Origin of the sequence: Acidipila rosea, from assembly GCF_004339725.1 — a bacterium.
Taxonomy (GTDB): Bacteria; Acidobacteriota; Terriglobia; order Terriglobales; family Acidobacteriaceae; genus Acidipila; species Acidipila rosea.
Map to the genome: position 1 here is coordinate 445,779 of NZ_SMGK01000001.1, position 15,583 is coordinate 461,361.

The following is a 15,583-nucleotide window of genomic DNA, read 5'->3' on the forward strand; positions in this document are numbered from 1 at the left end:
CGGAGTGCTGCCGGCGGGGAGCCTCCACGATCTTCTGGTCAGGAGGACGAAAGTCAGGAAGAAAAGGCTGACAATCCCGCAGATCATCCAAAGTATCAACGAATGGTTCGCCGACGATTCCGGCGATGCCAGAACGATGGTTGTCAGGGCTCCAGACATTAGGCTTGTCCGTGACACGAGATTGGCGAAGCAACGGAGTGTAGCAATTGTGGACAGGCCGGTCAACGCCGAAATAATGGGCGGAAAGCGGTCTGCGTGGGGTTAAGCCAGGCTGATGAGCAACCTGCTTCTTTGACTCCACCAAAACCAATTCAAGAAACCTCTCAAGTCGCCGATAAGAGGGCTAAACGGCGGATTCCCCGCTCGGATCGAGGTTACTCTCATGAATTTTCTGCCTTTCTCTTTAAGGAAATCTGTCTCTCTCCGGAGTCTTTTCCTGCTTGCCGCTGCGGCGGCAATGCTTACTGTGGCGCTGCCTGGGCATGCCGATGACCGCCATGTCGAGAAGCGTGTCCCCCCCGTCTATCCAGAGCTTGCGAAGCGCATGCGCATCGGTGGAATGGTGCATGTTTCGGCAACCGTTGCCCCGAATGGGACGGTGACGGCGGTCAAAGCCACGTCGGGCAACAAGATGCTGACCCCGGCGGCGGAAGACGCGGTAAAACGCTGGAAGTTCGCGCCCGCCGACGCAGTCTCGACGGTTGATGTGGATATAAATTTCGAGACTGGCAACTAAGTGCGGCAGCTCGTCTGCTGATTACCTCACAGAGCAACAGGGAGAATGGAACACATCATGTCATTGGCACACTGGAAGCTATCAAATAAATTGCGGCTCAGCACCGGTGTGCTGGTCGTTGCAGTGCTCCTCGGCTCGCTTGCCGCTTACGTCAAGATGCGGCAGGTGAGCCAGCTCTCTGAGAGTGTGGCAGCTGCGCGGGTACCTGCCCTGACAGCAGTACGCGACCTGCGGGTTGCGGCCCTGGCATCTTCATCGGCCCTCAAATCGTACATGCTGTTTGGTGTTGACCCGACCATGGCCAGCAGGTACAAGCAAGAATTTGCTGCGAGCGAGGCAGCAGGTGCAGAGGCCATCCAGCACATTGAGTCTCTGCGTAGCCAGCTGGACACGCTTACCGGCAACGCGAAGATCGACCTGCTGCTCAGTGAGTATCGCGCTTTTCAGCAGGGGCAGGATCGTGTGGAACAGATGGCCGTCGGACAGGGAAGTGACGCGACGAGCAAGGCCTTTGACCTGTTGCAGGGCGAGGTTGCCGACCATGATGCCGCGTTCGAGAAGACGGTCTCTGAGATCGTGCAGATGCAGGTGGCGGCTACGGACCATGATCTCCGCGAACTGGTGCGCGTGAATCATCTCCAGGCGGTCTATATGTGGCTTGCGATCTTTTTCGGCGGACTCGTCGGCAGCGTGATCGCTGAACTCACCACGCGCCGCGTTGTGCGATCTGTGACGCTGGTGGCGGATCGCGCTCACCTGATCGCAGAGGGGGATCTAACAGGTGAGCCGATGCATCTCGATGCAAACGATGAGGTGACGAGTCTCGCGCGCTCCGTCAATACCATGCAGGATAATCTGCGCGAGATGATCCGCACGATGATGGACATCTCCTCGACCATCAACCAGGATTCCAAGGAACTCACGCAGTCCACCTCCGAATCTTTCCGTCGCATCAAGGAGCAGAGCATGCAGACGCAGCAGGCTGCGGCGGCCATGCAGGAAATGTCGATTTCCATCAACGAGGTCTCGCGGCACTCGCAGAACGCTGCGGAGAACGCTAAAGAGGCGGCCACCACTGCGCGCCATGGCGGCTCTATCGTCAAAGAGATGCTGACCAGCATGGAGTCGATCGCAGGCTCGGTGCGCAACACGGCGACGACTGTCCAGCGGCTCGGCAAGGAGTCTGAACAGATCATCCGCATTGTCAACGTGATTGAGGAGATCGCGCAGAAGACCAATCTGCTGGCATTGAACGCTGCCATCGAGGCAGCGCGTGCCGGGGAGCAGGGGCGCGGCTTTGCCGTCGTCGCTGGCGAAGTCAGAAGGCTTGCGGAGAGCACGCGCGATGCTACCAGCGAGATTGCGCAGATGATTCAGGGGATCCAGGTCCATACGCGTGGTGCAGTCGAGGCCATGGACTCAGGAACGGCGACCGTGAATGAGGGCGTCGAAACAACGACTCGCGCAGGAGAAGCCCTGCAGCGCATTATCTCGATGGCCGACCAGGTGGACAGTATGATTGCGCAGATCGCTACAGCATCGATGCAGCAGGCCGAAGCCGCGCGGCAGTCGAGTGCGAACCTCGACACCATCAACCGGCTGGGCGAAGAGAGTGCGGCTGCGATTCCTGCGACGACAGGTATTGTGACCTCGGTCGAAACCGGAGCCAGGCGCCTGCAGGAGCATATCGGGCGCTTCCGCCTTGCCGAATCGCGCAGCTATTCCTCTACCCTGTCTCCGCGCCAGGGGATGCTGGGTCAGGCAGCGACAGCCTTCGGCGACTAATTCGAATCCATATCGGGCAGGCGGGGCTTTACGCTCTGCCTGCCCCTTTTCCTTTCCAACAGGGGATTGCGCAAGCTCTCTGGGTATATCTTGGAAGCGTGGCAATGCAGTTTTTAGAGAATGTTCCGCTTGCGCCCTATACGACATTCGGGGTGGGCGGCCCGGCGCGCTGGTTCGCTGAGGCCGTATCGGAGGAAGAGGTTCTGGAGGGCCTAGCCTTTGCCCGGACACGCAGCCTGCAACTCTTTGTGCTCGGGGGAGGCAGCAACCTCCTGGTGGCAGACGAGGGTTTTAACGGCCTTGTGCTCCGCATGGCGCTGCGCGGATGCAAGGAAAATAACCCGGGTCAGTTCTCTGTGGCTGCGGGTGAAGATTGGGATGGGTTTGTCTCTCTTGCCGTTAGTCGGGATTGCGCCGGAGTCGAGTGCCTGGCAGGAATTCCTGGTAGCGTCGGCGGCACACCTGTGCAGAATGTCGGCGCCTACGGCCAGGAAGTTGCGGAGACGGTGCGCCTGGTACGTGCGGTCGACCTGCGATCCGAAGCCGTCGTAGAACTCGGCGCCGCGGAGTGCGGCTTTGCTTACCGAAGAAGCATCTTCAACTCGACGGAGCGCGGCCGCTACGCAGTGACGAGAGTGGATTTCGATCTAACCCTCGGGGGCGCGCCACGTATTGCGTATGCCGATCTCAAGCGGCACTTTGCCGGACAGCCTACGCCCACCCTGACCGAGGTGAGCGCCGCGGTTCGAGAGATACGTCGGGCCAAGGGGATGCTGCTTACGGCGGATGATCCGGACTGCCGCAGCGCGGGCAGCTTCTTCAAGAATCCAGTGATTTCGAAGGCCCACTATGCGCAGATTGCCGCAGCGACGGCTACGGCTGTCCCGCAGTATCCGGCCGGCGACGCGCAGGTGAAGCTGCCAGCCGCGTGGCTGCTAGAGCAGGCTGGTTTCATCAAGGGCTATGCGATGGGGCAGGCTGGAATCTCTTCTCGTCACACACTGGCGCTGATCAACCGGGGGGGAGCTACAGCTGCGGCTATAGGTGCACTGCGCGATCGGATCATAACCGTGGTTCAGGACAGATTTGGAATCGTTCTCGAGCCTGAGCCAGTCTGGCTCGGCTAACTTCTTTCAAGCTCCCTCCGATTTCGCCGATACACGCAGCATGGGAACAGTAGGACTCTCTTTCGGATCACCTACGTCGGGCACGGGCTTTAATGTGACAAGCACAGTCAACCAGATTGTCACGAACATGCAAACGGTTGAGACCCCGTGGAAGACACAGCTTACTTCGCTGCAGGCCGAGGATACAGCGCTGACCTCGATAGGCACGGATCTTAACGCGCTCTCGACCTCCATGCAGGCATTGACCGATTTCCAGGGAGTGCTCGCAGGCAAGCAGGGATCGAGCTCGGATACGAACACCTTGCAGCTGACCTCCGCAGCGACGACGGCCATCGCGGGCAGCCATACGATTGTCGTTTCACAGCTGGCACAGACCTCGTCTTATGTGAGTGGTGCGATAGCAAACGCGAGCGATACTCTCGCCGGGAGCCTGACGCTTTCAATTGGAAGCGGCAGTTCGCAGACGATCACTCTGAACTCGTCCGACAATACCCTGGCCGGTCTTGCGAATACGATCAACTCGGGCAGTTATGGCGTAACCGCTAATGTAATCACCGACTCCTCCGGATCGCGACTGTCGCTGGTGAGCAGCACAAGCGGAGCAGGCGGCGATATTACCCTCTCCAGCAGCATGACAGACACCAGCAACAGCAATGCTGCCGTAACTTTCACTCAGGCCCAGGCAGGCCAGGATGCTTTGATGACCGTTGACGGAGTCTCTGTGACAAGTGCTTCGAATACTGTCACGAACGCAATTCAAGGTGTGACCTTTCAATTGCTAAAGGCCTCTCCCTCTGAGAACGTGCAGGTTCAGATCACGAATGACAATACCTCGGTGACGACGGCGGTCAATACGTTTGTGACTGCTTACAACAAGGTCCTTACTGACCTGAACACGCAGGAGGGAAATACATCGTCAGGGACGCCGGAGCCGCTGTTCGGCAACCCGGTCCTGGCCAATCTGCAGCAGCAGTTGCAGGCGGCGTTGACGTTCACTCAGCCGGCGCAGGCAGTGGCGACGAATACCACTATCGGAACAAGTGACACGCTCGCCGGGAGCTTGTCGATCGCCGTGGGGACAGGAGCCGCGCAGACGGTGGCAGTGCCTTCGAGTACTCCGACGCTGGCTGGGCTTGCATCTGCCATCAACGCGGCCAATATGGGAGTGACCGCGAATGTGATCACTTCAGGGAGTCAGTCGACACTAAGCCTGCAGAATGCGACGAGTGGGTCGGCCGGAGTCATCAACATCAACAGCAGCAGTCTCTCCGATACGACTACCGGACAGGCGGTCACCTTTGGTGGGTCGCTTTCGGCGGGCGTGACTTCGCTCACGCAACTGGGAATTACCGTCAATAATGACGGCACGCTGGCCCTCAACGGAGACACGCTGAACAGTGAGCTGAACAGTAACTATCAGGACGTGGTGAATTTTTTTCAACCAAGCGGAAACTTCACTTCCTTCGGCGGAAACTTCTCTACGGTGATGGGGAACCTTGGAAACAGTGCGCCGAGCGGGGCAGTTTATCTGGCAATGCAGGAGAATTCGACCACCGAGTCGCAGTTGAATACCAATGTGTCCAATGAAGAGGCAATCATCAACACCCAGAAGGCAACCCTGACGACCGAACTCAATCAGGCGAATTTTACATTGACGCAGATACCACAGCAGCTCAATTACATGAACGAACTTTACAGCGCCATCACCGGGTATAACACCTACCATCCGTAGTGATCGGATCAAAGAAGCGAAATCAAGCAGAGGCTCAGGGGGCGCTGCACAGATGAATTATCAGAACCAGGCAATCGCGGGCATGAACCGCGTGGAATTAGTCGTTGCGCTCTATGACGGCATGATGAAGTTTCTGCACAGGGCTTTGCGGGCGATTGACGCGGGTGATGACGCGGCGCGGCGTGTAGCGATCCGGCGCGTCCTGGATATCCTCATGCACCTGCAGTCGCGGCTCAGAATGGACATTGGAGGAAGTCCGGCGAAGTCTTTGTCAGAGTTTTACGCGGCGGTCTTTGCGCTGGCTATCGAGGGTTCGCGGTTGAAGTCGCGGGAGCGGCTGGAAGAGGCGATCAACTGCGTACGAAATGTACGCGAGGCGTGGCAACAGGTAGCGCGTGACCCTGAAGTGCTGCGCTTGCTGGGTGAGACCGCACCGCAACAATCAGTCGCGGGCGCCGTGGCGGCGTATGCGCAGCCGGCAGTGCACGGCACGAGCTGGACCGCCTGACGAAGCGAGCTTGAGTTGAGTCGAGGAAGCCATGCGCCCCGACGCGAAGAAGCGCGACGGGGCATGGCTCGGTGGCTATGCCTCTGCTGCTTGTTTCTGTGGGCGCAGGAGGGGGAAGAGAATCACGTCCCGGATGGATTTTGCGCCGGTCAGGATCATGGTGAGGCGATCGATGCCGATGCCTTCACCGCCAGTCGGCGGCAGTCCATATCCGAGCGCGCGAACATAATCTTCGTCCATCTGGTGAGCCTCATCGTCGCCGCGTTCCCGCTCGGTGAGTTGCTGCTCGAAGCGCCTGCGCTGCTCCTCCGGATCATTCAACTCACTGAAGGCATTCCCCACCTCGAAGCCGCCAATGTAGAACTCGAAGCGCTCCACCCAGTCCGGTTCGTCCGCCTTCTGCTTCGAGAGCGGCGAAACGGCGAGTGGGAAGTCGTAGATGATGGTCGGCTGGATGAGATGCGATTCGGCGACTGTTTCAAAGATGTCGGCAATCGCTTTGCCGCAGGAGCTGCCGCGACTCAGTTGACCATGAATCAGGTCAAGAGCCGCATAGAAGACGTCAAGCTCCTTACGTTGCTGAAACTCTGCTGTGCCTAATTCATTGAGTGCCCCGCGCGGGGTCGATGGCCTGGAAATGGCCCTGTCGAGCAGATTTAGAAGTGATGCGGAGTTTTCAAAGTCATTGAAAACCGGCATTGCGCCTCCTGCCTCTTTGGGCCAAAATTCGACAATCGCCTCGCGCATGGAGTAGCTGCGCCACTGTCCGAGGTCAATCTCATGCCCGTTGAATGTGGTCTTGGTCGTACCGTTCACCTGCTTAGCGACATAAGTAACTAGCTCTTCTGTAAGCTTCATCAGGTCGTGATAATTCGCATACGCCTGATAGAACTCAAGCATGGTGAACTCAGGATTGTGCTGGGTTGAGATACCTTCATTCCGGAAGTTGCGATTGATCTCATACACGCGGTCCATGCCGCCGACGACGAGCCGCTTGAGGTAGAGCTCCGGTGCTATCCGCAGATACAGGTCGAGATCGAGCGCATTGTGATGGGTGGTGAAGGGCTTCGCTGCGGCTCCGCCGGCGATCTGCTGCATCATAGGTGTTTCTACTTCGAGATAGCCGCGTTCGTCGAAGAAACTGCGAACTGCCCGGAGTACCTGGGCTCGCTTGACGAACGTTTCCCGCACCTCGGGATTCATGAAGAGATCAACGTAGCGCTGGCGATAACGCAGCTCTACATCTTCCAGGCCGTGATACTTGTCCGGTAATGCAAGCATGGCCTTCGAAAGAAAAGTCAGAGTCTCGACGTGGATACTCAGCTCCCCTGTACGCGTGCGGAATAAGTAGCCGGTTACACCGATGTGGTCGCCCATGTCGAGCAGCTTGTACAGTTCAAAGGCCTGGTCTCCCACTGCATCCTTGCGGACGTAGATCTGGAGGCGTTCGCCGCCCTGCTGCAGATGGGCAAAGCCGGCCTTGCCCTGTCCGCGAATGGTCATGACCCGGCCTGCGACCGAGACAGGCACCCGCTCGGCCTCGAGTTCTTCCCCGGTTTTGCTCTCGTAGGAGGCACGAATCTCAGGAATTGTATGAGTGGCCGAATACTGATTCGGGTAGGTTTCACTGCCGAGCGCGGCAATCTGTTTCAGCTTTTCCTGGCGGAGCGCAAATAGCTCACGCTCAAATTCTGATGCGAACACTGAAGGAGCCTCGTGATTGAAGTGTAAGGGTCAGTATAGCGGGGCAGTTGCTGTCTGATCTCTGCCATTGCTGTATAACAGTCGATGGATGGCAGACGGTTCCAATAAGAAGCAGGGCGGTGGGCTGCACTCGCTGGTCAAGGCCGAGCGAATGATGCAGATCGCCTTTGTGCTGCCCGCGGCCGTTTTTATAGGCTGGGCGGCGGGCGCGCTGCTGGATAAGTGGCTGCATACCAGCTGGATCTACATCGTCGGGCTCATCTTTGGATCAGTCGCCGGGCTAGTCGAGGCCGTTCGGCAGGCGTTGCAGATGGGGGACAAAAAGCCATGAACCGCCAGGTAAGCCTATGACCGGAGCAAATCCCTTTTTGGAATTTACAGACGCCGACCTTAAGGACGCGCTGATGCGTGCTCTCAGGACGATCGTCCTGCTGGGGCTTGGCCTGGCGGTGGCGGTGGGTTTTGCCGCCGGGTGGCGTTCGGCGGTAATGCTGCTGGTGGGCGCCATGGTCTCGGCCACAGGTCTTTATGAGTGGCAGCAGCTGATTTCGCTGATCAATGCGAAGCTCGACAATGCCCGCTCACCCCGGTCAACAGTCTGGGTAGTAACGATGTTTTTCTTCCGGCTCGCGCTGGCGGCGGTCATCCTTTATGCTAGTGTGAGGTATCTTCACGGATCGCTCTATGCGCTGATTGCAGGTCTGGGGCTGGCGATGATTGCCCTTACGATCGAGGCAGTGCGCCTCGTGCGTTCCTGAAGGCCGGGAAACTAAACAACCCACATGCTCAGTTTACAGCTAGCTCTCATGCATCTTCTGAACCAGCTCTTCGGCGCGCCCGTCACGGCGCTGCTGCTGAAGCTCGGTATCCATCCTGCGCACCCTGCCGCACCCTTTGACCGCACCGTAACGTTGGAACTGGTAGCGATGGTGGGCCTGCTGCTCTTCTTCGTGCTGGTACGCGCAACACTCAGCGTTGAAAAGCCCGGACCGGCGCAGCATCTGGCCGAGATGATTCACGGATTCGTGAGCGACCAGGGCGAGTCAATCATTGGCCATGGCCATGAACCGCACATTGCTTTCGTAACGACGATTCTGCTCTTCATCGTCTGCTGCAACTGCTTCGGGTTGCTGCCGCATATCGACACGCCGACGGCGAATCCGGTTGTCCCGCTGGGCGTAGCGCTTCTCACGTTTATTTATTACAACTACCACGGCGTCCGAGCGCAGGGGCCCATTGGGTACCTGAAGCACTTTATGGGGCCTATCTGGTGGATCGCACCACTACTGTTTCCAATCGAGATCATCTCTCACCTTGCCCGAATCATGTCACTCACTATTCGTCTCTACGCCAATATGTTTGCAAGTGATCTGCTGACGCTGGTGTTCTTTTCGATGGTGCCTATTGGGATCCCGATCGTGTTTCTGGGGCTTCACTTTGCGGTGGCCTTGATTCAGGCCTATGTGTTTATGCTGCTGGCGATGATCTATCTGTCGCAGGCTGTTTCGCACGATCACTAAGGACCGTGCAGGATTTAAATTCTGCGCTCGATCGAGTTTAGCTTCCCTCGATCGAGGCAGGCCGTGAGCGTGAGGGGGCCAGCACGGTGAGCCTCAACCACCCACTGATGGCACATACTGAAAAGGAAGCAGGAGAATCACAATGCGTAAACTGCAATATCTCTTCATGACTCTGTCTGTGCTGCTGATGGCAGCTCCGGCATATGCCCAGTCCGGCTCGACCGGCGGCGGAATCAGCATGGTGCCGATCGGCGCCGGAATCGGCATGGCGCTCGCCGCCGGGCTTTGCGGCCTGGGCCAGGGCCGCGCAACCGCCTCGGCAACGGAAGCTCTCGCACGGAACCCTGGAGCCCGCGCAGGCATTCAGCTGCTGCTGGTGCTCGGTCTTGCGTTTATCGAGTCTCTCTCGCTGTTCACGCTGGTCATCATCTTCCTCAAGGTGAATTAAGAGCAGTTTCTGCAGAGATGGAGGGAGTCTGGGGAACCGGAACTCTCGATCTGCGCACAAGGCCCTCGATCGTTCGAGGGCCTTTGTGCTGTTATGGAACCGGAAGCGTTGAATTGGGTTATTTCAAACCAACGACAGGAGGACGGGGAGATGAGCCAAATCGACCTTCGCACGGCCAAGCAGGAAGATATCCCGGCGCTGCGCGGGCTCATACAACATTCTGCGCGGGTGCTGCGCTATGACCTTTACTCGCCGGAGACGATAGAAGCGGCGCTCCGGGGGCCACTCGGTTTGGATTCCCAGCTTGTTGAGGATGGCACCTACTTCGTCGCAGAGATAGATGGTGTGCTCGCCGGTTGCGGAGGCTGGAGCCAGCGGCGAACCCTCAGTGGCAGTGACCATGCCGTCAACCGCGACGATGCACTTCTCGACCCGCAATCTGAGCCTGCGAAGATTCGTGCCTTCTTTACCCATCCCGATTACGCACGCCTTGGCGTGGCGACGGCTCTTTTGAGGGCAAGTGAACAGGCTGCACGGCAAGCAGGGTTCTGGCGCCTTGAGTTGGCGGCCACGCTGCCCGGCAAGCCGTTCTATGCTCGTCACGGTTACAAGCTGGTCGAACCTCGCACGGTCGATTTGCCTGGCGGAGGCTTTTTGGAGATCAGATTGATGAGCAAGGTTCTTTGACGACAGACTGTGTTTTGTCTTTCTGAATCATGTGGAGCACTTGGCGTCGGGGAGGATGGCGTTCGCTTAACCGCGGAGTTTTTGCCATTTTTATTCGAGCACCGGAGTAATTGTTCGCTCAGGCGGAGGTTGGCCTGGCAGTGGGCCGCGTGGCACTGTGAAGAAGAAGGTGCTCCCCGAACCTTCATTGCTTTCTGCCCAGATCCGTCCGCCGTGATGGTGCACGATGCTACGGCAGATGGCGAGCCCTAGCCCGGTGCCTCCCATCTCCCTCGAGTCCGATGCATCGACCTGTTGAAAGCGCTCGAAGATCATCTCCAACTTTTCGGGCGGGATGCCGCGACCCCGGTCCTGCACCTCGAGCACGGCCTGAGTGTCGTTCAACGCATGTGCGCGCAGACGAATTTCGCTTTCGTGCGGGGAAAACTTGATTGCATTGCTGATGAGATTCGTTAAGGTTTGCAGGATGCGGTCGCTGTCAACCCACAGGTTTACTGGCTCAGCATCGATACGGAAAACAATGCCGGCACGGGTGGCACTCGAGTGCTGCAGGTCGGTGGCCCGGCGCAGCAGATCGACAGCGTTTACCTCGCCGTAGACCAGTTGCAGCCTTCCACTATTAATGCGCTCGAAGTCGAGAATGTCATTGACCAAACGTACCAGACGGTCGCAATTTCCAATAGCCACGTCCAGCATTTGCGCCATCTTTTCGGGCCGCTTGTCGAGCACTCCTCCGCCTATCAGGCCGAGAGCCGCACGCAGTGAGGTGAGGGGAGTACGAAGCTCATGGCTGACCGTAGAAATGAACTCATCTTTCATTCGATCCAGCCGACGTCGTTCAGTAACGTCCTGGAAAGCAACGACTGTGCCTGTGGGCTGACCATTCGTGATGAGGGGGCAGGCGACATATTCCACCGGGATCGCAATGCCATCTTTGCGCCAAAAGACTTCGTCGCGAACCCGCAGCGGTGTCTTGCGAAAAGGGGTGGCGTCAATCGGACATTCTTCATGCGGGTAGGGGGTGCCGTCAGGCCGACTGTGGTGGATGAGGTCGTGGATCTTCTTGCCCTCAACCTCGGCGGAGGAATAGCCGAGCATGTTAGCGCCGACCTCATTTACGAAGAGGATGCAGCCTTCCAGATCGATGCCGTAGATGCCATCCCCAACCGACTCGAGAATAGATTCACGCTGCCGCATCAGCGTGTGCGCCCTGTTCTCAGCTTCAGTCTTCTCGGTTACGTCGATACCATGGCCCAGCACGAAGGGCGCTGTCTCTGGCAATGCAAGCAGTTTGTTGCGGTAAGCGATGACCCGGACTTCGCCATTCTTGTGTTGCAAATGGAGGCGTCCCTGGGCATCTCCATGGTCACGCAAATTCTGCGCATAGGTTTGCCAGCCGGCTCGATAGGATTCCGGTATCAGGTCGATGATATGGGTACCAATCAACTCCTCCGGCTGGTACCCAAGACCGGCGGCAGCGTGAGTGTTGATAGAAAGTAATCTGCCCTCCATATCGTGAGTACAGACCATGCCGAGCGAGCCTTCGACCAGCTGGCGATATCTGGTCTCACTTTCGCGCAATGCCAGTTCTGCTTCACGCTGGCTGGTTACATCGACTCCGGTGGCGATGATGAAGTTTACCTCGCCCATGTGGTCAGAGAGTGGGGTGGCCGTCCAGTCGATCCTGCGCCGCTTACCGTCTCGGGAAATCCAGTTTGTTTCCCCCGCATAGGGCATGCCACTGCGGACCCTGGAAAGCATATCTGCTCCAGGCTCGCATTCTTCGCTCAAAGCGAGGTTTGCAGGGAGAGTTCGTCCTACGAGTTCGGCAAAGGAGAGGCCGGAAACACGTTCACATGCGCGATTGAAGCGAACGACACGGCCGGCTGTGTCCAGCACCAGCACCAAAGCGCTGATGGTATCGAGTACGGCAGAAACAAAGTTTCGCTCAACGGTGAGGGCACGCTCGACCCGTTGCCGTGCGCGTACGATTCTCTCTTGCAGGCGCGAGCGGTTGTAGAACTCAAGCCGGGTAATTACCTGACGGGCAAGTACTTCAAGCGCCTGAATCTGCTGCTCGCGAAAGGCATGCGGAAGGGGAGAAAGCACGGCGAGTGTCCCAACAGGCTCTCCGTTGGGAGCAACAAGGGGAACGGCTAAATAAGAGCGGCACTGGATGCCGGAGGAGGGCTCGATGACGCCCCCCGGCTGGCAGTGCGGGTCACTGGCAGCATCGCGGACCAGCAGAGGCTGCTGTTCCAGAACGGTAACCCTGCAAGGAGTGGCATTGCGCTCCAGTTCGAGACCCTGGAACCCGGCTGTCCCTCCGAACCAAAGCCGGTTCGCATCCAGAAAGCCAATATAGGCGTAAGGTGCAAGAGTGAATTGAGCAGCCAGAACTGCAAGTTCGCTGAAGGCAGGATCCTGCGCTTTACCGAGAACTTCATAATGTAAAAGCGTTCTGAGCCTTTCGGCCTCATCGCGTTGCGGGATGGCGGCAAGCAAGGACATGGAAAGTAATTCGAAAACTTATTGTTTCAGAGGCCCCTCGGCTTGGCTCTGCCACATTCGGGTTATTACGGCTGGGTGCAGAGAGAATTTTCTGAATTCATAAGATCAAGGAACCAGGTAGACGGGTTGCTAGGGAATCCTGCAACAGTCTCCTGCTGCGGGTGGCCCGTCATTGCTGGCGTCCAGCGCAACCTTCCAGGTTCCGTCCGACTGCTTTTTCCATATAGTCATGTAACGCCCTGCGGTAATCACCGGCTTTCCATGGGCATCTTTAGACACACCCTGATAAGTTCCCCATGTGTAACCCATCTGACCATCTGCGGACAGCTGGCCGCCGGTCGGTGTCCAGCTCAGGTGATAGTTTTCTGGTCTCCAGTTGGCGCTTCTGGCGATAGCCGCGCGTCCGATCACCGGGGCTTTGCCATTGGCCAGCGTAACGCCATCTTCCGCAAACCAGGAGGCGAAAGCAGCGCCGCCGCCCTGCAATGTTTCCTGCTCAAATCTGCTCTCCATTTGGAAGAGGAACGCTGTGCCCGGTGAGAGGCCGGGATTCGTCAGAGGGTTTGCATCCTGGGTAGGCTTCGAGAGCGGATCAAGAGGAAGCTGCGCACAGGCGATTTGCGCAATGCCTAGAACAAGCGCTGTGGTGAGAGAGCTGATGAATCGAATGTAAGTGCGCATGACTCCTTCTTCCGTCCATGCTAGTGCATCGCAAGAGAAACCAGGGCATCTTATAAGCTGAAAAGGAATTAAGGGTCCATGGGGAGATAAGATGGACCGGTTGGTATACTTAAAGCTTGAAGTTTAGGAGACCCGCCTGCAGTAAAAGGCCCCAGCTTGGGGTCTTTTTTGGTTATTGCGGAAATCGTCAGGGCAACCATGAAAAAGCGACTCGACAGCATCAATTCTCCGTCCGATATCAAGAAGTTAACCATCCCGGAACTCACCTCCCTTTCAGAGGAAATCCGGGAGCGGCTGATTTTGACGCTCTCGAAGACAGGGGGACATTTAGGACCCAATCTGGGCGTGGTCGAACTTACCCTGGCCATGCACTATGTCTTTGATACCCCGACGGATAAGTTCGTTTTCGATGTCAGCCATCAAGCCTATATTCACAAGCTGCTTACCGGGCGGCGTGAACGATTCGAAACAATGCGTCAGCCCGCGGGCCTCAACGGATTCATGATGCGCTCGGAGAGTGAGCACGATGCGTATGGTGCGGGTCACGCGGGTACAGCTCTTTCCGCAGCGCTCGGCATGGCTGTTGCGCGCGACCTTGCCGGGGGCAAGGAACATGTGGTCGCACTGGCTGGCGATGCAGCTTTCACCAATGGAATTTCTTTCGAGGCACTCAATAATATTGCCGATCAAACGAGGCGGATGATTGTGGTGCTCAACGACAATGAATGGTCGATCGACCGTAATGTCGGCGCCATTGCCCGCTATCTCCATAAGATCGTAACCAATGAGCGTGTGACTCATCTGCACGACAGTGCTTCACGGCTGCTTGAAAAGCTCGGCGGCAAGACTGCTTTGAATGTCGTGCGTCGCGCAGAAGAAGCGGCCAAAGGAATGCTGTGGCCATCTGTTTTCTTCGAGGAATTTGGTCTTACGTATTACGGACCTCTTGATGGACACAATCTGGAGCTGCTTATCGAGACCTTCCAGTTTCTCAAAACGCAGGATCGTCCCGTGCTGCTGCATGTGATTACGCAGAAAGGGCGCGGCTTCCAGCCTGCACTAGACAAGCAGAAGAAGTTTCACGGCCTCGGGCCCTACGACCCGGAGACGGGCGAAACCAAGTCTGTTGGACAGCCTACTTACTCCGAGGTGTTTGCGAATACGCTGGTTAAGCTCGCAGATGGAAACGATAAGGTTGTGGCTATCACGGCGGCGATGCCCAACGGCACGGCGCTTGATCTTTTTCGCCCACACCATCCCCAGCGGTATTTCGATGTTGGCATTGCTGAGGAGCATGCTGTCATCTTCGCTGCGGGTCTTGCCACGCAAGGTTTCAAGCCTTTTTGTGCCATTTACTCAACATTTCTGCAGCGGGCATTCGATCCGATCGTTCATGACGTATGTCTCCAGAATCTTCCTGTCGTCTTCTGCATGGATCGCGGTGGGCTGAGCGGGGACGACGGAGCGACACATCACGGGCTTTTTGATATCAGCTACCTGCGCAGCATTCCTAATATTGTGCACATGGTTGCATCGGATGAAGACGAACTTGCGGATATGCTTTACACCGCCATGTTGCACGAAGGACCGAGCGCAATACGATACCCGCGCGGAACCGGACCCGATGTAAAGCTCAAGGCGCATCCTGAGGCGATTCCTATCGGCAAGGCACAGGTGATACAGGACGGCGAGGATGTTGCAATTTTCGGATTGGGAGCCCTGCTCCCGATGGCGGGAGAGCTTGCGACGGAGCTGGAGTCGCGCGGACATTCAACGGCGGTGATCAATCCGCGCTTCGCTAAACCGCTCGACCGCGAAATGGTTGCGAAGTATGCGCAAAAGGTATCCGTCATGGTTACCTTTGAAGATCATGTTCTCATGGGCGGATTTGGTAGCGCAGTGCTAGAGGCTATAAGTGAAATGCAGTTCGATGTTCCCGTTGTTCGCATTGGCTGGCCTGATCGCTTTATTGAACATGGCAAGGTCGATCAACTGCGCGCACGTCACGGTGTCAGCGTGGAGGCAGCGCTCGAAAAGCTTGAGCCGTATCTCAAGAAAGCTAACCGCTCGCGGCTAGTCACTCGGTAGCTTCTTGCGCCCAAGATCGGAAAAGCGAATCGAGAGCAGCAGCGCCAAAGATCAGC

The 15,583-nt window shown here is 57.3% G+C and carries 14 protein-coding genes; 11 read left to right on the plus strand and 3 right to left on the minus strand.

Features of this window, described 5'->3' with window-relative positions:
• The first annotated feature begins 457 nt into the window (after nucleotides 1–457).
• The 5 genes from C7378_RS01860 (at nucleotide 458) to C7378_RS01880 (ending at nucleotide 5,888) form a co-directional block, all read left to right on the plus strand.
• On the plus strand, nucleotides 458–736 hold the full coding sequence (locus tag C7378_RS01860) for an energy transducer TonB (protein ID WP_165876592.1): 279 nt from the start codon (nucleotides 458–460) through the stop codon (nucleotides 734–736).
• Nucleotides 737–793: 57 nt separating this feature from the next.
• The gene (locus C7378_RS01865) at nucleotides 794–2,521 is read left to right on the plus strand and encodes a methyl-accepting chemotaxis protein (RefSeq protein ID WP_165876593.1); all 1,728 of its coding nucleotides are present in this window, start codon (nucleotides 794–796) and stop codon (nucleotides 2,519–2,521) included.
• A gap of 104 nt (nucleotides 2,522–2,625) precedes the next feature.
• Nucleotides 2,626–3,648 carry a UDP-N-acetylmuramate dehydrogenase gene (locus C7378_RS01870; RefSeq protein WP_131991132.1) on the plus strand — a complete coding sequence of 341 codons (1,023 nt, stop codon included), beginning with the start codon at nucleotides 2,626–2,628 and terminating at the stop codon, nucleotides 3,646–3,648.
• The gene (gene fliD / locus C7378_RS01875) at nucleotides 3,608–5,380 is read left to right on the plus strand and encodes a flagellar filament capping protein FliD (RefSeq protein ID WP_131991134.1); all 1,773 of its coding nucleotides are present in this window, start codon (nucleotides 3,608–3,610) and stop codon (nucleotides 5,378–5,380) included. Before C7378_RS01870 ends, fliD begins: the two co-directional genes overlap by 41 nt.
• A 52-nt stretch (nucleotides 5,381–5,432) precedes the next feature.
• Nucleotides 5,433–5,888 (plus strand): flagellar export chaperone FliS, encoded by a 456-nt coding sequence (locus tag C7378_RS01880; protein ID WP_131991136.1) that lies wholly within the window; start codon nucleotides 5,433–5,435, stop codon nucleotides 5,886–5,888.
• Nucleotides 5,889–5,963: 75 nt separating this feature from the next.
• Here C7378_RS01880 and C7378_RS01885 read toward each other — a convergent pair whose 3' ends face one another.
• Nucleotides 5,964–7,592, minus strand: a complete 1,629-nt coding sequence (locus tag C7378_RS01885; protein ID WP_131991138.1) for a lysine--tRNA ligase — start codon at nucleotides 7,590–7,592, stop codon at nucleotides 5,964–5,966.
• A gap of 88 nt (nucleotides 7,593–7,680) precedes the next feature.
• Between C7378_RS01885 and C7378_RS01890 the strand changes: the two genes are divergently transcribed.
• The 5 genes from C7378_RS01890 to C7378_RS01910 all read left to right on the plus strand — a co-directional run bounded on the left by C7378_RS01890 (nucleotide 7,681) and on the right by C7378_RS01910 (nucleotide 10,247).
• Complete coding sequence (locus C7378_RS01890; RefSeq protein WP_131991140.1) at nucleotides 7,681–7,923, plus strand: AtpZ/AtpI family protein; 243 nt, start codon at nucleotides 7,681–7,683, stop codon at nucleotides 7,921–7,923.
• Nucleotides 7,924–7,960: 37 nt separating this feature from the next.
• A complete protein-coding gene (locus tag C7378_RS01895) occupies nucleotides 7,961–8,350 on the plus strand; it encodes an ATP synthase subunit I (protein ID WP_131991142.1) in 390 nt (129 codons plus the stop codon).
• Nucleotides 8,351–8,398: 48 nt separating this feature from the next.
• Nucleotides 8,399–9,112, plus strand: coding sequence for a F0F1 ATP synthase subunit A (atpB, locus tag C7378_RS01900; RefSeq protein WP_131991144.1), 714 nt, complete (start codon nucleotides 8,399–8,401; stop codon nucleotides 9,110–9,112).
• A gap of 142 nt (nucleotides 9,113–9,254) precedes the next feature.
• Nucleotides 9,255–9,560: an ATP synthase F0 subunit C gene (locus C7378_RS01905; RefSeq protein ID WP_131991146.1), complete on the plus strand. Its 306-nt coding sequence runs from the start codon at nucleotides 9,255–9,257 to the stop codon at nucleotides 9,558–9,560.
• A gap of 150 nt (nucleotides 9,561–9,710) precedes the next feature.
• Entirely contained in the window at nucleotides 9,711–10,247 is a 537-nt protein-coding gene (locus C7378_RS01910; RefSeq protein WP_131991148.1) for a GNAT family N-acetyltransferase, read from the plus strand.
• A gap of 90 nt (nucleotides 10,248–10,337) precedes the next feature.
• On the opposite strand, the gene C7378_RS01915 is transcribed toward C7378_RS01910, so the two are convergent.
• Complete coding sequence (locus C7378_RS01915; RefSeq protein ID WP_131991150.1) at nucleotides 10,338–12,758, minus strand: PAS domain S-box protein; 2,421 nt, start codon at nucleotides 12,756–12,758, stop codon at nucleotides 10,338–10,340.
• Nucleotides 12,759–12,887: 129 nt separating this feature from the next.
• Nucleotides 12,888–13,439 (minus strand): YybH family protein, encoded by a 552-nt coding sequence (locus C7378_RS01920; RefSeq protein WP_131991152.1) that lies wholly within the window; start codon nucleotides 13,437–13,439, stop codon nucleotides 12,888–12,890.
• A gap of 198 nt (nucleotides 13,440–13,637) precedes the next feature.
• Here C7378_RS01920 and dxs point away from each other — a divergent pair, with 198 nt between their 5' ends.
• Entirely contained in the window at nucleotides 13,638–15,527 is a 1,890-nt protein-coding gene (dxs, locus tag C7378_RS01925; RefSeq protein ID WP_131991154.1) for a 1-deoxy-D-xylulose-5-phosphate synthase, read from the plus strand.
• The last annotated feature ends 56 nt before the right edge of the window (nucleotides 15,528–15,583 follow it).